Source organism: Fulvimonas soli (genome assembly GCF_003148905.1).
GTDB lineage: Bacteria > Pseudomonadota > Gammaproteobacteria > Xanthomonadales > Rhodanobacteraceae > Fulvimonas > Fulvimonas soli.
Window position 1 is genome coordinate 1 of sequence record NZ_QGHC01000023.1, and the last position, 19,691, is coordinate 19,691.

At 65.6% G+C, this 19,691-nt stretch carries 15 protein-coding genes, 1 tRNA gene and 1 pseudogene; 5 read left to right on the top strand and 12 right to left on the bottom strand.

Annotated elements, in window-relative coordinates; translation table 11 throughout:
* Positions 1 to 119: 119 nt before the first annotated feature.
* The 3 genes from C7456_RS17020 to C7456_RS16345 form a co-directional block, all read right to left on the bottom strand.
* Positions 120 to 320, bottom strand: coding sequence for a hypothetical protein (locus C7456_RS17020; protein WP_139942939.1), 201 nt, complete (start codon positions 318 to 320; stop codon positions 120 to 122).
* Positions 321 to 649: 329 nt separating this feature from the next.
* Complete coding sequence (locus tag C7456_RS16340) at positions 650 to 2,821, bottom strand: RHS repeat-associated core domain-containing protein (protein ID WP_170120242.1); 2,172 nt, start codon at positions 2,819 to 2,821, stop codon at positions 650 to 652.
* A 17-nt stretch (positions 2,822 to 2,838) separates the two neighbouring features.
* Positions 2,839 to 4,956 (bottom strand): DUF6531 domain-containing protein, encoded by a 2,118-nt coding sequence (locus C7456_RS16345; protein ID WP_170120243.1) that lies wholly within the window; start codon positions 4,954 to 4,956, stop codon positions 2,839 to 2,841.
* Positions 4,957 to 5,732: 776 nt separating this feature from the next.
* Between C7456_RS16345 and C7456_RS17765 the strand changes: the two are divergent.
* Both C7456_RS17765 and C7456_RS16350 read left to right on the top strand, forming a co-directional pair.
* Positions 5,733 to 5,828: pseudogene (locus C7456_RS17765) on the top strand (Mu transposase domain-containing protein); the annotation flags it as partial.
* A gap of 55 nt (positions 5,829 to 5,883) precedes the next feature.
* A complete protein-coding gene (locus C7456_RS16350; RefSeq protein WP_109724874.1) occupies positions 5,884 to 6,195 on the top strand; it encodes a DUF3363 domain-containing protein in 312 nt (103 codons plus the stop codon).
* Positions 6,196 to 6,304: 109 nt separating this feature from the next.
* Here the strand turns inward: C7456_RS16350 and C7456_RS16355 are convergent, their stop codons facing one another.
* The 4 genes from C7456_RS16355 to C7456_RS16370 all read right to left on the bottom strand — a co-directional run bounded on the left by C7456_RS16355 (position 6,305) and on the right by C7456_RS16370 (position 10,489).
* On the bottom strand, positions 6,305 to 7,513 hold the full coding sequence (locus tag C7456_RS16355; RefSeq protein ID WP_109724875.1) for a M35 family metallo-endopeptidase: 1,209 nt from the start codon (positions 7,511 to 7,513) through the stop codon (positions 6,305 to 6,307).
* A gap of 349 nt (positions 7,514 to 7,862) precedes the next feature.
* Positions 7,863 to 9,182, bottom strand: a complete 1,320-nt coding sequence (locus C7456_RS16360) for a M35 family metallo-endopeptidase (RefSeq protein WP_109724876.1) — start codon at positions 9,180 to 9,182, stop codon at positions 7,863 to 7,865.
* Between the two features lie 389 nt (positions 9,183 to 9,571).
* Positions 9,572 to 9,958: an asparagine synthase-related protein gene (locus tag C7456_RS16365; protein ID WP_281268535.1), complete on the bottom strand. Its 387-nt coding sequence runs from the start codon at positions 9,956 to 9,958 to the stop codon at positions 9,572 to 9,574.
* A 446-nt stretch (positions 9,959 to 10,404) separates the two neighbouring features.
* Positions 10,405 to 10,489: transfer RNA gene (locus tag C7456_RS16370), tRNA-Leu, on the bottom strand.
* A gap of 135 nt (positions 10,490 to 10,624) precedes the next feature.
* Here C7456_RS16370 and rnr point away from each other — a divergent pair.
* Genes rnr through C7456_RS16385 form a run of 3 tightly spaced genes read left to right on the top strand, consistent with a single transcriptional unit; the run spans position 10,625 to position 14,276 of the window.
* Positions 10,625 to 13,270: a ribonuclease R gene (rnr, locus tag C7456_RS16375; RefSeq protein WP_425454644.1), complete on the top strand. Its 2,646-nt coding sequence runs from the start codon at positions 10,625 to 10,627 to the stop codon at positions 13,268 to 13,270.
* A complete protein-coding gene (gene rlmB, locus C7456_RS16380; RefSeq protein WP_109724878.1) occupies positions 13,267 to 14,013 on the top strand; it encodes a 23S rRNA (guanosine(2251)-2'-O)-methyltransferase RlmB in 747 nt (248 codons plus the stop codon). Before rnr ends, rlmB begins: the two co-directional genes overlap by 4 nt.
* Complete coding sequence (locus C7456_RS16385; RefSeq protein ID WP_109724879.1) at positions 14,010 to 14,276, top strand: CBU_0592 family membrane protein; 267 nt, start codon at positions 14,010 to 14,012, stop codon at positions 14,274 to 14,276. Before rlmB ends, C7456_RS16385 begins: the two co-directional genes overlap by 4 nt.
* Before the next feature lie 341 nt (positions 14,277 to 14,617).
* Here C7456_RS16385 and phoU read toward each other — a convergent pair whose 3' ends face one another.
* From phoU to pstS, 5 genes are all read right to left on the bottom strand, one after another.
* A complete protein-coding gene (gene phoU, locus C7456_RS16390; RefSeq protein WP_109724880.1) occupies positions 14,618 to 15,355 on the bottom strand; it encodes a phosphate signaling complex protein PhoU in 738 nt (245 codons plus the stop codon).
* 88 nt (positions 15,356 to 15,443) lie between these two features.
* The gene (gene pstB, locus C7456_RS16395) at positions 15,444 to 16,247 is read right to left on the bottom strand and encodes a phosphate ABC transporter ATP-binding protein PstB (protein WP_109724881.1); all 804 of its coding nucleotides are present in this window, start codon (positions 16,245 to 16,247) and stop codon (positions 15,444 to 15,446) included.
* Positions 16,240 to 17,112, bottom strand: coding sequence for a phosphate ABC transporter permease PstA (pstA, locus tag C7456_RS16400; protein WP_109724882.1), 873 nt, complete (start codon positions 17,110 to 17,112; stop codon positions 16,240 to 16,242). The genes pstB and pstA overlap by 8 nt, the downstream gene beginning before the upstream one ends.
* On the bottom strand, positions 17,112 to 18,128 hold the full coding sequence (pstC, locus tag C7456_RS16405) for a phosphate ABC transporter permease subunit PstC (RefSeq protein ID WP_109724883.1): 1,017 nt from the start codon (positions 18,126 to 18,128) through the stop codon (positions 17,112 to 17,114). The genes pstA and pstC overlap by 1 nt, the downstream gene beginning before the upstream one ends.
* Positions 18,129 to 18,251: 123 nt before the next feature.
* A complete protein-coding gene (gene pstS / locus C7456_RS16410; protein WP_109724884.1) occupies positions 18,252 to 19,268 on the bottom strand; it encodes a phosphate ABC transporter substrate-binding protein PstS in 1,017 nt (338 codons plus the stop codon).
* Positions 19,269 to 19,691 lie beyond the last annotated feature (423 nt).

Consider the following 19,691-nt stretch of genomic DNA (forward strand, 5'->3'; position numbering starts at 1 on the left):
GCTCCGCGCCGCAGCGAAAATCCACCGGCGCACCCACCACCCAGTACATCTCGATCTTCGATCCCGTCGAGCCGCACACCACCTCGATATCCATCGCCTCGCCTCTGCTGCAAAGAGGCCTAGGGCAGCGGTTTGTTGAGGCGCAGGGTAGGTGGCTTCGGCGGACGCTTACGATCGAGCGGCTGCGCTAGGCCTACCTTGATGCGCAGGCCCAGGCCGAAGCGCTGTCGCACCACGACAAGGTAGCGATCGAGGCGGCACTGGCCAGACCGGCATAGCTGCTCAATAAAGAGGAACGCCCGCGCAAAGCGGGCGTTCAAGTTCCGACTCATCCAGTTGCAACACCATGAGTCCACGCAAGTGACGCCGACCTCTTCCGAGCTTTTCTATCGAAACCAAGGCGTTTTCCAGAACTTGAAAACGAGAACACTCGTCACTCGGGATCGCGCCACCGCGACACATGAATAAGGAAGCCGATAGCCGCACCAACCCACGAGGCCATAAACACTGTCACGCCAACAGCGCTGTAACCATATAGAAAAAGAAAAAAACCTATAGCCGCGAGTGGGAACGTACACATCCACACTCGAACGCCAAGAAATCTGCGCTCTTTCAATACCGCTGAGAGATCAAACATTTTCATCCCGATCTAGCACTTAGGTTTGGGTGGCTTTGGTGGCGGTGGCGGGTTTCGCGCGCAGTAATAGTGCGTCCTACACTGCAGCACTCCACCCCAAATACCGCCGCCACCGCCGAAATATCCTTTCGATACAGAAAAACCATTGGAACTCGGATCGTACTGCACTGTTCCACCTAAATTAGCGGCATCTCCCAGATCAAATCCAGCCCCCGCAGTATTAACATCCCCACTGCTAAGGGCGCCAGTGCCGACCCCGACAGCTCCGCTTACTGAGCCACCTGCGCCAAGTCCCACTGCACTTGCGCATGTAGTGGCATAGAAACAAATATTTGGGGTGCTGTCTGCAGCAAAACCAAACTCGGTTGACTCGGTGAGTATAGCTGCGGATCCTGTTTCGTTTATTCCAACCGAAACGTTACTAGTAACCGGGGTGTTCATAAAACCCCAACCACAAAGCGATGGGTTCATTACGCAAGCCGTATCGTCTAACCCCATCGGATCGATGTTACTTAGCGGATTCCCGCCGACATAGGCATACGTGCTGGGCCCTGCTAGCAGTCCTAGCGGATCACTCTGTAGATACCGCCCCGTGCTCGAGTCGTAGTCCCGACGCACGTTGTTGCTCAGTCCCGTTTCCTGGTCAAAGTACTGCCCCGGGAACCTTAGGTTGTACGTATAGCCGGTGCCCGTCGGGGCGATTTCACCCCAGGCATTGCCCACGTAAGGCCAACTCCAATCCGTTGTACCGCTGGCATTGGCGATAGCTCGGGGCGTACCCAACTGATCCGCCGTGACGTAGGCCAGCGTGCTGGTGCTGCCGGACGTGTCCACGTTCGCCACCGGAATGCCATCCATCCACACGTAGTCCCGGTTCGTCGCCCCCTGCTCACTGAGCAGTTGTTGCCCTTCGTCGTAGCTGTAGGTCTCACTGGTCATACCGGAGACCTTTCGGATGCGCTCGCCCAGCGCATCGTAGGTGTAGCTGCCCACCGTGCTGCCGGCGACCTGGGCAAGGACCATCCGGTTCCGGTCGCTGTACCCGAACCCCAGGTTGCCGCTCGCCGCCGTGATTGTCGTGGTGTTTCCGTCGGGATCCACGTTCCGCGCGTAGTTGCCGGTCGCGGCAAGCTGGTGGGTGTTGGGGTTGTAGCCGTACGCACCGGTCGCCAGGCCGCTGCCGGCCTTGCTTGTCCGATCGCCTGTTGGGTTGTAGGTGACGCTCTCCAGCGTGCTGCCATCGGCTTCGGTGATCGCCGTCAGGCGGTACAGCGGGTCGTAGCTGTAGGTTTCCGTGGCCGGGTTCGCGCCGGGTGCGTTGCCGATGGCCGTGATATCGCCCATCGCATCGCGCGCTACGTGCAGGCTGAAGGCCGGGCTGGTGAGGTCCGTGAGGCGGTAGTTGGCGTCGTACGTACGGCTGACGATCTGCCCGTTGCCCAGCGTGTACCCACTAACCGGGCCGAATGGCTGGTAGGTGACACTGCTGACGGCCGTACTGGCCGTGCCGTTGGGTGGCGTGACGCTGAGGCTCTGGATACGCCCGTCGCTGTCGCGGGCATAGGTGACCATCGTGCCGCTGGGGTACACGATACCACTCAGCCGGCCGGCAGCGGTGTAGGCGTAGCCGGTGGTGGCAGTGCCGGTGCCGGTGATTTGCTGCTTCTCGATCACCCGGCCTTGGGCGTCGTAGCAGTACACCGTGGTCACCGTGTTCTCGACGATGCGGGTTAGGCGGCCAACTGGGTAGGAGCTGCTGCAGCCGGTGATGCTGTTGGCCTCGTCGTAGTGGTACGCGATGTTCTGGGTGCTGTCGAGGTAGCTCACGCTCAGACGGCGGTTCTGGGCATCATAGGTGTAGGTGACCACGATGCCCTTTGCATCGGTGGCAGTGAGCACGTTGCCGGCGGCGTCATAGGAGCGCGCGGTGACGCCGGTATCGGGGCTGCTGGTGGCCGTAGGGTTGGACAGGCCGTCGTACTGGTAGGTGGTGTTGAGCCCACTGGGGTCGGTCACCTGGGTGAGGCGGTCCAGCGCGTCGTAGGTGTACTTCGTCGTAGTGTTGGCGGTTTGGGCCATGACTGGCGTGGCGCCCAGTGCCAGCACGAGGGCTAGGCCGGCGCCCGCCAAGGCGAGGGGCCGGCGAGAGGATAGGCGATGATCGCAACGGCGAAGCGGTTCCATGCAGTGCTCCTTCATCCTCAGTTCGTGCCGTTGTAGTTGTCGATCGTCTGCACCAGGCGGTTCAGCGCGTCGTAGCTCTGCCGCCGCTGGATACCCAGGCCATCACTGCTCTGCACCAGGTTGCCGTCGGCGTCGTAGCTGCCGGCGGTGCTGGCGTTGAACACCGTGTGGTTCAGGCCGTCCACCACCGAGGTCAGCTGGCCTAGGGCGTTGAAGGTTCGGCTCAGGCTACGGTGCGCCGTGCCGCTCGCATCGACCACCTGCTCGGCCGTCTTGTTGCCCGCCGCATCCAGCGTGTATTGCACGTAGTTGCCTTGCGCATCGGTGACCTTCACCAGGCGGTGGGCGGCGTCGTAGCCGTAGGTGGTGGTGACGCCGTCCGGATCGGTGACCGAGGACACCGCGCCATAGGGCGTGTAGCCGAAGGTGGTGGTGGCGCCGTCGACGCTGCGCGAGGCCAGCCAGCCGCGCGGCGTGTAGGTGAGGTCGGTGTTGATGCCGTTGGCGTCGGTGATCCGGGTGGGGCGACCGTCGGCGTCGTAGGACGCATAGGTCGTCACGTGGCCCAGCGGATCCGTGATCTGGTACAGGTCGCCCGGCTGGTGGCAGGCGCCGCCTGGCGTCGGGCAGCCGTTGGTCGCGCTGTCCAGGTAGTAGCTGTAGGTGGTCGTCTGCGTCAGGTCGGTGCGTGGGCCCGTCGAAGACAGCAACAGGCCAATGATCGGGCACTGCGTGCCGTCCACGGCGGTGCAGTAAGTGGACGTCCAGCGGCGTACGCCCGCCGGCACCGTGCCCGTAGCCGCACAGCTGTAGCCGGAGGCGGCGCTGTTGGTGGGGTCGATGGCGCAGCGCGCCAGGATCTGGCCGGTGCTGTTGTAGACCCACTGGGTCGAGCTCACCGTGGCGCCGGCGGCATTCTGTACAACGCGCGTCAGCGGCACGCGCAGCGCCGTGTTCCACGTGGTGGTCGTAGTGCGTTGGTTGGCGGTACCTTGTGCGTCGACTTCTTCATCCAGCAAGCCGTTGGCGTCGTAGGTGGTGGCCGTGACGTTGCCGTTCCAATCGGTTGTCGAGGCTGGATAGCCATTGCTGTCGAAAGTAGCCGCTGCATTCGGCTGCCCACAGGCAGCACCACAAGGGGCACTCACCGAACTGGTATGCATGGAGCCGTTCGGGATGACAAAGCCCAGTGTGGCCTGAGCGCCCGTAGGGTAAGTCACTGAGGTTGTGCCGGCGCTGTTGTAGGTGACCTGGGTCTTGTCGATGTTTGAGGCCAGCATCGACATCGTGGCTTGACCGCTGGCGTTGTAACCGATGCTGGTAAAGCGGGTGCCGGATTCGTCGATGTCGCCGGTCAGCGCATTCGGGAGGTTGTTGCCGCCGGTCAGCGTGCTTTCGTTGTAGACGTACTGACGCGTTTTCGCGTCGGGGTACGTCACGGTCACCAGCCTGCCGTTCGTGTCGTACGAATAACTGAGTACACCACCGTCCGGCTCTGCCACGGTTGCCACGTTACCTTGTGCGTTGTAGGTAAAGTTGAGCGAGCGTCCGTGCGGATCTGTTACGGTCAGCAGCAATCCGGTAGAAGGTGCGATACTTGTTGGCGTGGATGCCGTGCTGTAAGACAGCGTGGTGACTAATCCGTTGGTGTCCGTGATGGACAGCAGGTGGCCATTGGCATCATAGGCTTCCTGATTGCGCGTGCCGGCATCGAAATACAGCCAACCAATGATCGTGCCTGTCGCATCGGTCTGAGTCGTCAGGCGATCAGAAACATCAGGATCGGTCGTCCACACGCCATTCTGCAAGACGAAGGTCACCTGCAGGCCATCCGGTCGGAACACGGTGGCTGTCGATGTGGTTCCGTCGCTCAGATATCCCAAGCTTCTGTCAAAGCTGTGTCGCCAATGCGCACCGATGTGGGAGGACGCCACGGACGCGTGGCTGTTGTAGAACCGGTGAAAGCTCAGGTCACTCAGCGAGGCGTCTTCGTCGTCTCGATATTCGTCTCCGGTGCCGAGATTGATGGGGTCACCTGCGCAGTTGCAGGGTGCGCCATCGTTTTTAGCGGGTTTGTACGTGTAAGCCGTGCCATACACACTATCACCACCACCGCAATTTCCGGTGAGCAACATGCTGGCAAATAGCCCAGTGCTGCTCCCGTTTGGGTAATAGGTTGGTGTGTAGGAACAAGGAAATGCGTAGCCCCAGCAGCCGTAATAGTGACTCCACCAGTCACTGATTGCACCGCTGACTGACGAGAACCCTCCGGCGCCACCCGTACACCCCAGCGAGTATCTGAAAGGAGGGCCGTAATAGGCAGTCGTCACTGTTGCGCTCGCGATGATCATCGTGTTCGCAGAAGGCGAAGCAAAGACCACTGGCATTGGTGTACCACGAGAACTTGACGCTCTCGCTGGCCCTACTTGTGAAACTCCAGTCCCCGTGTGCCCGCCGGCAGCCGCTGCCGATCCAGCACCGAACACGCTGATGCACAGCACCAGCAAGACGCTTCGAACGAAATCCATGTCATTTCCTTGAAGATGGCTATGCGTCCAGCCGACTCGCTGTAGCGCGATTCGCCCCTTGCACCTCTTCTAACCGAGTCTACCGCGAGAAAGGGTGCGCTACGTCGCGGTTTCCCACCCGCACCTATCGGCCGCGCGACAAGGCCAAGGTCGAAGGTGCGGTGCTGATCGTGCAGCGCTGGATCCTGGCGCGACTGCGGCATCGCCAGTTCTTCTCGCTGGATGAGCTGAATGCGGCGGTGGCTGAGCTGGTCCGCGAATTGAACCAGCGCCCGTTCAAGCATCTGCCGGGCTCACGTACCTCGCGCTACGACATCCTCGAACGCGCGGCCATGCTGCCGTTGCCGGCGCAGCGTTACGAATTCGGGGAATGGACCGGATCGATGCGCGTCGACGCCAGTTATCACGTACGCGTGCAGGGCCATTGGTACTCCGTGCCCCATCGCCTGGTGGGGCAACGGGTCTCCGCTCGGGTCACGGCCACCACCGTGGAGATCTTTCACCAGCACCTGCGTGTGGCGAGTCACGTCCGGAATGACGAGCCGTGTGGGTTGTCGACGCATCCCGAGCATCAGCCCGAAGCCCATCGTGCCTATAGAGCGCACCAAGCGGACCGGCCTGGAGTACCGCGCCGCCGTGGACGGCCAGCGCGTGGCCGGCACCTACCGCCGCAGCGTCATGCTCGCCAGCGGGCGCTTCGCCATGCTCGACGACGGCGTCGGCTTCAGCCTGGTGCCGTGGCGGCCGGTGATTGCGCCGCGGCTGGGGCAGGCGCTCAGTGCGGTCGTCCGCGGCGCCGACGTGTCATGGACGCTTGGTCGGCAGCGTGGCCCTGTCGTGGGTTAGTGCCTGCCGCTGGCTGGCGCCGTAGCACGGGTTCGTGCCGGATTGCCTGCCATGCGGAACATGAAAAAACCGGGCACTGGCAGGCTCCCTCACGCCTCATGGAGCAGGATCACTGCACGGGCGGAGTGTTCTCGTAGAAGTACTCGTAGTTGTCCGCGTTGTGCTCTGCTTCGTCCGGATCGCTGACCGCGAGCCCGTGAGTATTCGCATAGCCATACTGGTAATCGGCGGTGCCCGAAAAGTCATAAGAGGGCGGTGCCCGCTCGTCATTCGACACATAGTGCTGGCTGAAATGGGTCATCTCGTGGATGATGGTTCCCGCCTGGCTGTCCGTTCCGCTGGTCGGCAGATCGAAGAAGTGCGGACACAGGCGGATAAGAGAGGACGAATAATTCCCCTGGTTGACTATGTTTACGGTCTCCGATGTGGCAACTGTCATCGGCGAGCGTCCAACGCAGGCGTCGCACTTCAGGATGGGATAGTTCCCGGTAGAGGAAAAGGCGAGGTACAGCGCCGTGATGAATCCCGTTGGCAGGTGGCCTGTCGGCATGTTCGCGGGGGCCGGCGAGTATGCCGGCCCGGTATCCCCGAACCAGTAGTTCCAGCGTGCCGTGGGATAGAACGTTCCCTCGGCAGGGTCCGGGCCCGACGTGCCGTCCCAGCGGGTATTGGTAAAGAGATAATTCATTGCGTCCGTGGCCATGGACTTGGCCGCATCGAGCGCAGAGTTGATCGCCGCGGTCTTGGACTCATCGCATTCTTGGATGCTATCTGGCTCGAACACCTCGCCCAGGGTCTTGGCGCCGAGCAGATTTTCGTTGACCCAGATCTTCGCGCTGAAGGTCTGTTTTTCGTATTTCGGGTTGGCGTCTCTTTGGATGACGCCTTGGATCACCTTGTGGATGTTGAAGCTGATCAGCGTGTAACGGACGGTATAGCCGCCGCCCTTGAGCACATAGTTCTTCGCAAGATCGACATCCGCCGACCTCGCCTCTCCTGGCTGCAGGATGACGTAGTTCTCGTCGCCGTCAGTGAACTTGACGAAGGTGCCGATGTAGCGCGCCTCCGTGCCGTCATCGGCGATTACCTTGAAAATCTTGTTGGGAAGCTTGCCATCGATGATCTGAAAAGGCGTGGTACCCACGTGAATGGCGACGGGCAAGGGTGAGGTGTTGCGCAGGGTGACGCGGATTTCGCCGGCGCCGTTGATGGCCTGCTTGGCGGTGTCGCTGATCTGGACGTCGATGTCGCCAGCAGACGCCGTCCCGCCCGAGACCAGCCCCATCAGCATGACCAAGGCGTGAAGCAGTCGTCTCATGGTTATCTCCCTATAAAATGGACCTTCCCCTGCCGCCTCGAACCGTATCGATTGAAGTGGGCGTTTCTGTGACGATGCGCACGATACGTGCTTCAGTCCGCCGCACGTGCCACGCAATGAAAGGGCTTTGTACGTATTTTTCAGATCACGATGTAGGTGTTTACCTGCATGGCTTATCGCGAGTGCCCCGAAAGAGCAGCAGAGCAGCGACTCATGACCGTGTCGACGAGCTTCAGTCGCCGCTGTTCGTAAGGTGACACGAAGAGCGGTTGCGGAGGTATCCCCTGTAAGAATCCAACTGCAATGCAGTCTTGTTTCGACGTAAATTGAGTAGCGATCCTAAGCGCAGCTATGCCAAGACGCAGGCGTAGTATCTCTGAACCTCATGGAAGATAAGCTCGCCCGGCGCGGACCGCTCGTAGCGACGGGGCGGCGGTTGGGGTTCCCACTCGCGCCAGCGACTCAGGCCCGCGCGCCGCAGGATCCGCGAGACGGTCGTTGCCGACACCTCGAACGTCTGCGCGATCAGGCGGCCAGTGCGGCGTTGCCGGCGCAACGCTTCGATCTGAACGCGACGCTCGACCGGCACCGCCCTTGGACTGCACTGCGGCCGCTCGTCATTCGACACATAGTGCTGACTGAAATGCGTCATCTCGTGGATGATGGTTCCCGCCTGGCTGTCCGTTCCGTTGGTCGGTAGATCGAAGAAATGCGGACATAGGCGGATGAGGGACGAGGAATAATTGCCCTGGTTGACCACGTTCGTGTTCTCGGACACGGCGGCCGTCAGCGGCGAGTAACCTGGGCAGGCATCGCATCTTAGGATGGGATAGTTCGCAGTAGAGGAAAAAGCGAAGTACAGGGCCGTGATGAATCCCGTTGGCAGGTAGCCTGTCGGCATGTTCGCGGGGGCCGGCGAATATGCCGGCCCGGTGTCCCCGAACCAGTAGTTCCAGCGTGCCGTGGGGTAGAACGTCCCCTCGGCAGGGGCCGGGCCCGACGTGCCGTCCCAGCGGGTATTGGTAAAGAGATAATTCATTGCGTCCGTGGCCATGGACTTGGCCGCATCGAGCGCAGAGTTGATCGCCGCGGTCTTGGACTCATCGCATTCTTGGATGCTATCTGGCTCGAACACCTCGCCCAGGGTCTTGGCGCCGAGCAGATTTTCGTTGACCCAGATCTTCGCGCTGAAGGTCTGCTCCTCGTATTTCGCGTTGACGTCTTTCTGGATGACGCCCCGGATCACCTTTTGGATGCTAAGGCTGATCAGCGTGTAACGGACGGTGTAACCGCCGCCCTTGAGCGCGTAGTTCTTCGCAAGATCGACATCCGCCGACCTCGCCTCGCCCGGCTGCAGAACGACGTAGTTCTCGTCGTCATCCGTGTATTTGACGAAGCGGCCGGTGTAGCGTGCCTCGGTGCCGTCATCGGCGATCACCTCGAAAATCTTGTTGGGAAGCTTGCCGTCGACGATCTGAAAAGGCGTCGCGCCCACGTGGATGGCAAGGGGCGAGGATGAGGTGTTGCGCAGGGTGACACGGATTTCGCCGGCGCCGTTGATGGCCTGCTTGGCGGTGTCGCTGATCTGGACGTCGATGTCGCCGGCAGACGCCGTCCCGCCCGAGACCAGCCCCATCAGCATGACCAAGGCGTGAAGCAGTCGTCTCATGGTTATCTCCCTATAAAATGGACCTTCCCCTGCCGCCTCGAACCGTATCGATTGAAGTGGGCGTTTCTGTGACGATGCGCACGATACGTGCTTCAGTCCGCCGCACGTGCCACGCAATGAAAGGCTTTGTACGTATTTTTCAGATCACGACGCAGGCGTTCACCCACATGCCGTATCGCGAGTCTTCTGAAAGAGCAGTCGAGCAGCGAAGCATGACCGCCTCGTCGCACCTTCCGTGTCTTGATTGGCGAGGCGGAGCAACTTTGCTTGCTCCGCCAGCCGGGGCGAGAGCCCACAGCGTGAGCCCTCGCAGTCGGAATTGCCAGCAGCAGTACGAGCGTTGGCGAGCTATGCGGGAGAGAGGTTCCGATGGGCCCGTGCGGTAGCGATCACGCCGGCCCATCACGCTGGTGCCGCACCCGGTTCTCGACCATGCACAGGTCGAATATCCGCGTCAGGGAGCGGTCGCGCGGCGCCACGTCGCCGTCGAAAGCGCGTCGCAGCGCGTCGGTGTCCAGGAGGCCATGCGCCTGCAGCTGCCCGTCCAGCAGGAAGTTCCGCATGGCGTTCTTGTTTCGTCGATAAACCGCGCCGGAGTAGCCCATGAAGCTGCCCTTGCTGCGGCGTTCCAGGACCTGCCGAGGCAACATCTCCGCGAATGCGGACCGGGCCACGGCGCGATTGCGGCCACCGGCTATCCACATCCAGACGGAACCCGCAGGCAGGTTTCCACGACGGGCTGGGGCAGCAGCGGCATGCAAAACCTTCGCTTTCACGCCTGGTGCACGCCTTCCAGGAACAACTGGGGCTCCGACCAGCTCGAACACGGGCTTCCGGTCGCTGGGCAGTGTTCCTGCAGGGGCGGTAAACCAGGGTAGCCGTTGGCGAGATTGACTTCCTGCTGCGGCATATCCCTGTTCACCGCGACCACCGCCGCGCGCCAGCCGTCTCCAATGGCGGCGCTGCAGGGCCGCCAGCACCACCGCTGCAACCGCGCGGAGAACCGTGCGCGCCGACCGCGTCCCCCGCGTCGAGCCTGGTCATGCCGGCGCGGTGGAAGCGGATGCGCCGCAGGGCGGGATCGCCCTCGTGCGCGCGGTTGGCGGAAGCGTTGGCAGGCACACAGCCAGCATAGACGCCGGCGATGGATGCGTCATCCGCCCGGCCGCGGCGCGGACGCGGAAACGAAAAAGCCCGCCTGGCGGCGGGCTTCGTCTACAATTGGTGCCCAGGAGAGGACTCGAACCTCCACGGTTTTACCCGCTAGTACCTGAAACTAGTGCGTCTACCAATTCCGCCACCTGGGCAGGTGGTCGCGCGAGCCGACCCGGCTGCGTGAGCCGCGTAGATTAGGCATCGGGCGCAGGGTTGTCAACTATCCTTTCACGCCGCGCACGACCTCCCCGCACGCCAGGGTGCGGACACTCCAACCAAGGAACGATGTGACCAAGAAGAATCGATCAGGCAAAGACAGCGGCGCGCCGAAGGCGCCCGCGCGCAGGGCCCGCGAGGCGGGCGGCGCGAAGAAGCACGGCTTCCGCGACCCCTACGCCGAGCGCGAGGCGCAGCGCTACGAGCATCCCATCCCCAGCCGCGAGGCGATCCTCGCGCTGCTGGAGGAGCGCGGCGAGCTGCTCACCGAGGCGCGCATCGCCGAGGTGCTGGGGCTCGTCGACGAATACGGCATCAACGCGCTGCGCAAGCGCCTGGGCGCGATGGTGCGCGACGGCCAGCTGCTGCTCGGCCGCCGCGGCGGCTACGCGCCGGCGCAGAAGCTGGACCTGATCCGCGGCTTGGTGCTGGCCAACGCGGAAGGCTACGGCTTCCTGCGCCCGGACGAGGGCGGCGACGACCTGTACCTCTCGCCGCAGCAGATGCGCGCGGTGCTGCACGGCGACCACGTGCTGGCCAGCGTGGTCGGCATCGACCGCCGCGGCCGCCGCCAGGGCGCCATCGTGGAGGTGCTGCAGCGGCGGCCGCCGCGGCTGGTCGGCCGCGTGGTCACCGAGAACGGCGTCACCGTGGTGGTGCCCGACGACCGCCGCCTGCACCAGGACATCCTGATCCCGCCGGGCGAGGCGCAGGGCGCGCGCTCCGGGCAGATCGTGGTGGCCGAGATCACCGACCCGCCCACGCCGTACCGCGGCCCGATCGGCGCGATTCGCGCGGTGCTGGGCGAGCGCCTGCAGCCCTCGCTGCTGGTGGAAATGGCGATCGCCAGCCACGGCCTGCCGAGCGAGTGGCCGCCGGAAGTGCTGCGCGAGGCGGCGAAGGTGGAGCCGGAGGTCACCGCCGCCGAGCGCGAGGGTCGCGTCGACCTGCGCAAGCTGCCACTGGTCACCATCGACGGCGCCGACGCGCGCGACTTCGACGACGCCGTGTACGCCGAGCCGCGCCGCGGCGGCGGCTGGCGGCTGGTGGTGGCGATCGCCGACGTGTCGCACTACGTGCCGGTCGACAGCGCGCTGGACAAGGAGGCCTACGAGCGCAGCACCTCCACCTATTTCCCCGGCTTCGTGGTGCCGATGCTGCCGGAGACGCTGTCCAACGGCATCTGCTCGCTCAATCCGAAGGTGGAGCGGCTGTGCATGGTCTGCGACATGCAGGTGGATGCCGACGGCGAGGTGGTGAAGTCGAAGTTCTACGAGGCGGTGATGCGCTCGCACGCGCGGATCACCTACGACCGCGCATGGCAGGCGCTCGGCCTGCGCGACGCCGACGCGCGCCACGAGCTGGCCGACGTGCTGCCGCAGCTGGAGCACCTGCACGCGCTGTACCAGGCGATGGCCGCGCAGCGGCGCCGGCGCGGCGCGATCGACTTCGAGACGCCGGAGGTGAAGTTCCGCCTCGACGCGCGCGGCGAGGTGGAGTCGGCCGGCGCCACCGAGCGCAACGACGCGCACAAGCTGATCGAGGAGTGCATGATCGCCGCCAACGTGCAGGCGGCGCTGTTCCTGGAAAAGAAGAAGATCCCCGCGCTGTACCGCGCGCACGAGCCGCCGCCGGCGGAGAAGTACGAGGACCTGCAGCAGTTCCTGCGCGAGTTCAAGCTGCGCCTGCCGCCGCTGGAGGAGGTGACGCCCGGCGACTTCGCCGACATCCTGCGCATGGTGCAGGACCGGCCCGAGCGCGAGCTGATCCAGTCGGTGCTGCTGCGCGCGCAGAGCATGGCGGCCTACCAGCCGGAGAACCGCGGCCATTTCGGCCTCGCGCTCTCGGCCTACGCGCACTTCACCTCGCCGATCCGCCGCTACCCGGACCTGCTGGTGCACCGCGCGATCCGCTACGCGCTGGCCGGCGGCAAGCCCTCGGCCTACGTCTACACGCCGGCCACCATGGCGGCGATGGCGGTGCACTGCTCCGAGCGCGAGCGCCGCGCGGAGGAGGCCGAACGCGACGTGGACGAGCGCTTCAAGTGCGCCTGGATGGCCAAGCACGTCGGCGAGGAGTTCGACGGCGTGGTCACCGGCGTCACCTCGTTCGGCCTGTTCGTGGAGCTGGACGAGTCGAAGGTGTCGGGGCTGGTGCACATCAGCCAGCTCTCCAACGACTACTACCACTTCGACCCGCAGCGCCACCTGCTCAAGGGCGAGCGCAGCGGCGCGCAGTTCCGCCTGGGCGACCACGTGCGCGTGCAGGTGCTGCGCGCGAGCCTGGAGGACCGCAAGATCGACTTCCGCCTGGTGGCCGCGCGGCCGGGGCAGGCGCGGCCGAAGGCCCGGCCTCCCGCGCAGGCGCAGGCCTTCGTGCCGCCGCGCAGCAAGCGCGCCTACGACGAGCCGGGCACGGTCGAGCGCTACGCCCTGCCGGCCTTGCCGAAGGCGGGCAAGACCGGCATGTTCGGCCGCGCCGCCAAGGCGATCGGGCGCGCGTTCGGCCGCAACGCCGGCTCCACCAGCCCGTCCCCGCCGGGGGATAATCCGCCGCCGCGCGCCGCGGCCGCCCGGCCCAAGGGTGGCCAGCCGCATGGCGACGACGCTTTCGCCGCTCCTGCCCGGGGCGGGCGCAAGGCGAAGCCGAAAACCCAGGCGGCCGCCGCGAGCAAGCCCGGCAGGCGGGTCGCCAAGCAACCGAAAGGCAAGCGATGAGCGAGAGCTGGATCGTCGGGATCAACCCGGTCGAGGGCGCGTTGAGCAACGACGCCGAGCGCGTGCGCGAGCTGCTGGTCGAGCACGGCCAGCGCAACGCGCGCGTGCACGAGCTGGCCGAGCGCGCCAAGGCGCTGAAGATCCCGGTGCACCACCGCCCGCGCGAGCAGCTGGACAAGCTGGCCGGGCCGGCGCGGCACCAGGGCGTGGTCGCGCGCTACGAGGCGCCGCCGATGGCGAGCGAGGGCGACCTGTCGCGGCTGGTCGAGGCGGCCGGCGGCGAGGCGCTGGTGCTGGTGCTGGACGGCGTCACCGACCCGCACAACCTCGGCGCCTGCCTGCGCAGCGCGGCGGCGGCCAGGGCCACCGCGGTGGTGGTGCCGAAGGACCGCGCCGTCGGCCTCACCCCGGTGGTGCGCCGCGCCTCGGCCGGCGGCGCCGACCGCGTGCCGCTGGTGGCGGTGACCAACCTGGCGCGCACGCTGCGCGAGCTGAAGGAGGCCGGCCTGTGGATCACCGGCCTGGCCGGCGACACCGGGCAGTCCATCTACGGCGTGGACCTGAAGGGGCCGGTGGCGCTGGTGCTGGGCGGGGAAGGCGAGGGCATGCGCCGGCTCACCCGCGAGCTGTGCGATTTCGTGGCGAAGATCCCGATGCCGGGCGCGATGGAGAGCCTGAACGTCTCCGTCGCCACCGGCATCGTCCTGTTCGAGGCCTTGCGCCAGCGGGGGAGCGTGCGATGACCGTGTACTGGTACGACTGGGCGGGCTACATCGGCGTGGCGCTGGTGCTGCTCGCGTATTTCCTGCTGCAGGCGCGCAAGCTGCACGGCCACGGTCTGGCCTACCAGCTGATGAACGTGTTCGGCGCGGCCGGCGTGGCGCTGTCGCTGCTGTTCGGCAGCTTCAACTGGTCGGCGTTCCTGCTGGAAGTGGCGTGGATCGCCATCGGCGTGTACGGCATCGCGCGCGGTGCGCAGCTGCGGCGAGCCACGCGCGAAGGCTAGCCCAAGGCCATCCCCATATCTTTCTTCTGCTCCCCTCTCCCCTCGGGAGAGGGGCTGGGGGTGAGGGTACGGGCAAGCGTCGGGGGTTCCGTTCCAGCCGGCCCCCCATCCGCCTGCCGGCACCTTCTCCCGGAGGGAGAAGGGTTCACTGGCGGACGCATCGCCTCTCCCGCGCCCTGGCTCTCCTCTCCCATCGGGAGAGGGGCCGGAGGCGAGGGTTCGGACAGGCGTCGAGGTCGCGTGCCGGCTGGACTCCCATCCGCATGGATGGATGCAGTGACACTCCGGCGTGAAATCCGGGCTTCCACCCGTTTTCCGCCGCAGCGCAGGCAGGCGGCTTCTTACGCCTTGCCCTTGTCCCCCAGATGCGGCAGCTCCGGGCTGGAGGTGAAGTCGCGCTTGCTGCGCTGCGCGTTGAGCGGCTCGCCGTGGACCTGGAACCAGATGTTCTCGGCGATGTTGGTGGCGTGGTCGCCGATGCGCTCGATGTTCTTGGCCATGAACAGCAGGTGCGTGCACGGCGTGATGTTGCGCGGGTCCTCCATCATGTAGGTGAGCAGCTGGCGGAAGTAGCCGGTGTAGGCGTCGTCCAGCTCCGCGTCGTTCTGCCACACCTCGTAGGCGCGGTCGGCGTCGCGCTCGCCGTAGGCGGCCAGCACCTCGCGTACCTCGGCGGCGGCCAGCTCGGCCAGGTAGGCCAGGCCGCTGGTGGGGGTGATCGGCGCCACCATCGACAGCGGAATGGAGCGCTTGGCCACGTTGGCGGCGTAGTCGCCGATGCGCTCGATGTCGGCGGCGATGCGCAGCGCGGCGAACACGTTGCGCAGGTCGCCGGCCATCGGCGCGCGCAGCGCCAGCAGGCGCACCACGTCGTGGCTGATCTCCTGCTCCAGCTGGTCGATCGCGTCGTCGTTGGCCACCACGCGCTGCGCGGCGCGCTCGTCGCGGCGCTCGACCACGTCGATGGCGGCCTCCAGCTGGGTCGCCGCCAGCTCGCCCATGCGCACGATCTCGCCGGTGAGGCGGGCCAGCTCGTCGTCGTAGCTCTTGATGATGTGTTCTTTGCTGCTGCCGCTCATGGGATGCCTCATGGGGTGGAAGCGGGAACGGGGAACGGGGAACGTCGAGTTTGCGACCAGCTTCAGGTTCCCCGTTCCCCGCGTTTCTTCAGCCGAAGCGCCCGGTGATGTAATCCTCGGTCTGCTTCCTGCTCGGTTTGGTGAAGATCTTCTCGGTGCTGTCGAACTCGATCAGCTCGCCCATGTACATGAAGGCGGTCTGGTCGGACACGCGCGCCGCCTGCTGCATGTTGTGGGTGACGATGACGATGGTGTACTCGCTCTTGAGCTCCTCCACCAGCTGCTCGATGCGGCCGGTGGCGATGGGGTCGAGCGCCGAGGTCGGCTCGTCCAGCAGCAGCACCTCGGGCTTGAGCGCGATGCCGCGGGCGATGCACAGGCGCTGCTGCTGCCCGCCGGAGAGGCCGAGCGCGCTCTGCTTGAGCTTGTCCTTCACCTCGTCCCACAGCGCGGCGCTGCGCAGCGCCTGCTCGACGCGGATCTCCATGTCCGCCCTGGACAGCCGCTCGTGGTGGCGGATGCCGTAGGCGACGTTCTCGAAGATGGTCATCGGGAACGGCACCGGCTTCTGGAACACCATACCGACCTTGCTGCGCAGGCGGTTGAGCGAGTAGTGCGGGTCGAGGATGTTCTCGCCGTCCAGCTCGATGCTGCCCTTGGCCTCCAGCTTGGGGTAGATGGCGTAGATGCGGTTGAACACGCGCAGCAGGGTGGACTTGCCGCAGCCGGAGGGGCCGATGATCGCGGTCACCTGCTTCTCCGGGATGTCCATGGCGATGCCCTTGAGCGCATGGAAGCCGTGGTAGTAGAAGTGCAGGTCGCGCACCTTGAGCTTGGGCGCGGCGACGGCCTGCGGCACGGGCGCGGCGACGGCGGGGGCGGACTCAGTCATGGGACACCTTGTTGCGGGAGAGGACCAGGCGCGAGACGAGGCTGAGCAGCAGCACGAACATCGTCACCACGAAGGCGCCGGCCCAGGCCAGCGCGTGCATCGCGTCGCCCGGATCGTTGGCGTACTGGTAGATCACCTGGGGCAGGCTGGACATCTTGTCCAGCGGGTTGAAGGTCATGTAGTTGTTGCCGAAGGCGGTGAACAGCAGCGGCGCGGTCTCGCCGCTGATGCGCGCCAGCGCCAGCAGCACGCCGGTGATGATGCCCGAGCGCGCCGCGCGCATCAGGATCTGCAGGGTCAGCTTCCACTGCGGGATGCCCAGCGACAGCGCGGCCTCGCGCAGCGTGGAGGGCACCAGGCGCAGCATCTCGTCGGTGGTGCGCACGATCACCGGCAGCGCGATCAGCGCCAGCGCCACGCCGCCGGCGAGGCCGGAGAAGGTGGTGTTGCCGTGGGTGAGCGCGGTGCTGGGCAGCACCACGATGGTGTAGACGAACAGGCCCAGCACGATCGACGGCGCCGACAGCAGGATGTCGTTGAGGAAGCGGATCGACTCGCCCAGCCGCGTGCGGTTGGCGTACTCGGCCAGCCAGGCGCCGGCGAGCACGCCGATCGGCGTGGCGATCAGGATGCCGAGGGCGTCGATGACCAGGCTGCCGACCATCGCGTTGGCCAGACCGCCGTCGGCGCCGTAGGCGGTGATCCGGGTGAACAGCTTGAGGTCCAGCGCGGCGATGCCCTGGCGCAGCGTCTCCCACAGGATCCAGGCCAGGAAACCCAGGCCCACCAGGGTGGCCAGCGTGCTCAGCGCCAGCGCGAGCGCGTTGACCGCGCGGCGGCGCAGGTAGAGCCAGTCGGTCGCCATCAGCGGCCCTCCTTGTGGGCGAGCCGGCGCAGCATCAGGCGCGCGACCAGCAGCACGATGAAGGTGACCACGAACAGCAGGAAGGCCAGCGCCATCAGGCTGGACTTCTGCAGGCCGGCCGCCTCGCTGAACTGGTTGGCGATGGTGGAGGCGATCGAGGCGCCCGGGTCGAGCAGCGAGGGCGACAGCTCCAGCGCGTTGCCGAGCACGAAGGTCACCGCCATCGTCTCGCCCAGCGCGCGGCCCAGGCCGAGGAAGATGCCGCCGATCACCGCCGAGCGGGTGTAGGGCAGCACGATGTCCCAGGCCACCTCCCAGGTGCTGGAGCCGAGCGCGTAGGCCGACTCCTTGAGGCGCGTGGGCACGGTCTGGAACACCTCGCGCATCACCGAGGAGATGAAGGGAATGACCATCACCGCCAGCACGATGCCCGCGGTGAGCACGCCGGCGCCGAACGGGTAGTCGGTGCCGAACAGCTTGCCGACGAAGGGCACGTGCGCGGCCACCCAGGAGAGCTTGCCGTCGTCCGGCTTGTCGCCCAGGTAGCTGGTGAAGAACGGCTTGATGTGCTCGGCGAAGAAGGGCGCGAAGATGAACAGGCCCCACATGCCGTAGATGATCGAGGGGATGCCGGCGAGCAGCTCGATCGCCGAGGCGACCGGCGTGCGCAGCCAGGCCGGCGCCACCTCGGACAGGTACAGCGCGATGCCGAAGCTCACCGGCACCGCGATCAGCAGCGCGATCACCGAGGTGACCACGGTGCCGTACACCGGCACCAGCGCGCCGTAGACGTCGTTGCCCGGGTCCCAGGCGGAGCTGGTGAGGAAGTGCCAGCCGAAGGTGCCGAAGGCGTGGCGGCCGCCCCACAGCGTGGCGCCGGCGGCGCCGAGCAGGGCGGCCAGCACCAGCAGCGCGCAGCCTTTCAGCAGCCAGCCGAACAGGCGGTCGTCGCGGGCGTCGCGCCGGCTGCGCTGTTCGGCAAGGGAGTCCGCGACGGCGGCGGGCGGGCTGGACATGGCGGGCGCGGTCCTCGTGGAAGGCATGGCCGGCGGGCCGGCCGTTTCAGCATGCGGCCGCCCCAGAAGGCTGGGGCGGCCGCGTTCAGGCGGACGGCGCGGCCGTCCGCCGGCCGGTCACTTTCAGTGCTTGAACTCGGAGGCCCAGTAGGCCTCGATCTGCTTGACCAGCGACTCCGGCAGCGGCACGTAGTCCAGCGAGGCGGCCTGCTGCTGGCCGTTCTCCAGCGACCACTTGAAGAAGTCGAAGGCGACCTTGGTGTGCTCGGCGTTCTTCGGCTTCTTGTACATGATCGCCCAGGTGGTGGCGGCGATCGGCCAGGCGTTCTGGCCCGGGGCGTTGGTCATGATCAGGTTGAAGTCCTTGGCGCGGGCCCAGTCGGCGGTGGCGGCCGCGGCGGCGAAGGCGTCGGCGCTGGGCTTGACCACGTTGCCGGCGGCGTTCTTCAGGTCCACCCAGCTGATCTTGTTCTGCACCGCGTAGGCGTACTCGACGTAGCCGATCGAGCCGGGGATCTGGCGCACGTACTGCGACACGCCCTCGTTGCCCTTGCCGCCCACGCCGGTCGGCCAGTCCACCGCGGTGCCGAACTTCACCTTGTCGGCCCACTCCGGGCTCACCTTGGACAGGTAGTTGGTGAAGTTGAAGGTGGTGCCCGAGCCGTCGGAGCGGTGCACCACGGTGATCTTCTTCGAGGGCAGGCTGAGGCCGGCGTTGAGCGCGGCGATCTTGGGGTCGTTCCAGTTGGTGATCTTGCCCAGGAAGATGTCGGCCAGGGTGGCGCCGTCGAGCTTGATCTGGTCGGACTGCACGCCGGCGATGTTGACCACCGGCACGATGCCGCCCACCACCAGCGGGAACTGGCCCAGGCCGAACTGCTGGAGGTCCTCGGCCTTCATCGGCGCGTCGGAGGCGCCGAAGTCGATGGTGCCTTCCTTGATCTGCGCGATGCCGGCACCCGAGCCCACCGACTGGTAGTTGAGCTTGTTGCCGGTCTTCTCGGCGTAGGCGGCCGACCACTTGGAGATGACCGGGTAGACGAAGCTGGAGCCGGCGCCGGTGATGTCGGTGGCCTGCGCGGTGGCCGTGCCGAACAGCGTGGCGGCAGCGAGCACGGCTGCCGTACCGATACGGGTCAGGTGGGTGGATGCGTTCAACACGGTTGCTCCTCATCAGTCACGAGTCAGGGGGATTCCCCGGACCCGTATTGCAATCGGGCCGTGTTGCAATGAAATGAGTTGAATGTTTCAGCGGTATGACAGGGACCGCCATATGACCTGTGGGGCGGTTGCCGGGTGTTCGTGATCGGGGCCGTCTGTGGCGGGGATTCGGGGGCTTGCTGGTGCCAGGGTCATCTTGATTAGTGGTGACGGTTTTTTTCCGGCGTGGCCCCGGTTGGGTGAGGGTGGCGTGGCGTCGCTCCCGCTCTTGGAGGGTGTGCTCCTAGGCCGGAGCTTTGCAGGCTTGCCGCGGCTGGGTCGCCTGCGGCGGGTTTCGGTCGCCTGCCGGCGACCGAGCTACTTTTCTTTGCGGGCCCAAAGAAAAGTAGCCCAAAGAAACGG

What these genes read in the sequence shown, in the direction of transcription:
- pstC (WP_109724883.1), bottom strand. Translation starts at nt 18,128, where the DNA reads ATGTCCAGCCCGCCCGCCGCCGTCGCGGACTCCCTTGCCGAACAGCGC.
- C7456_RS16345 (WP_170120243.1), bottom strand. Translation starts at nt 4,956, where the DNA reads ATGTTGCTCACCGGAAATTGCGGTGGTGGTGATAGTGTGTATGGCACG.
- rlmB (WP_109724878.1), top strand. Translation starts at nt 13,267, where the DNA reads ATGAGCGAGAGCTGGATCGTCGGGATCAACCCGGTCGAGGGCGCGTTG.
- C7456_RS16360 (WP_109724876.1), bottom strand. Translation starts at nt 9,182, where the DNA reads ATGAGACGACTGCTTCACGCCTTGGTCATGCTGATGGGGCTGGTCTCG.
- C7456_RS16355 (WP_109724875.1), bottom strand. Translation starts at nt 7,513, where the DNA reads ATGAGACGACTGCTTCACGCCTTGGTCATGCTGATGGGGCTGGTCTCG.
- pstA (WP_109724882.1), bottom strand. Translation starts at nt 17,112, where the DNA reads ATGGCGACCGACTGGCTCTACCTGCGCCGCCGCGCGGTCAACGCGCTC.
- pstB (WP_109724881.1), bottom strand. Translation starts at nt 16,247, where the DNA reads ATGACTGAGTCCGCCCCCGCCGTCGCCGCGCCCGTGCCGCAGGCCGTC.
- phoU (WP_109724880.1), bottom strand. Translation starts at nt 15,355, where the DNA reads ATGAGCGGCAGCAGCAAAGAACACATCATCAAGAGCTACGACGACGAG.
- C7456_RS16385 (WP_109724879.1), top strand. Translation starts at nt 14,010, where the DNA reads ATGACCGTGTACTGGTACGACTGGGCGGGCTACATCGGCGTGGCGCTG.
- C7456_RS16340 (WP_170120242.1), bottom strand. Translation starts at nt 2,821, where the DNA reads ATGGAACCGCTTCGCCGTTGCGATCATCGCCTATCCTCTCGCCGGCCC.
- C7456_RS16350 (WP_109724874.1), top strand. Translation starts at nt 5,884, where the DNA reads ATGACGAGCCGTGTGGGTTGTCGACGCATCCCGAGCATCAGCCCGAAG.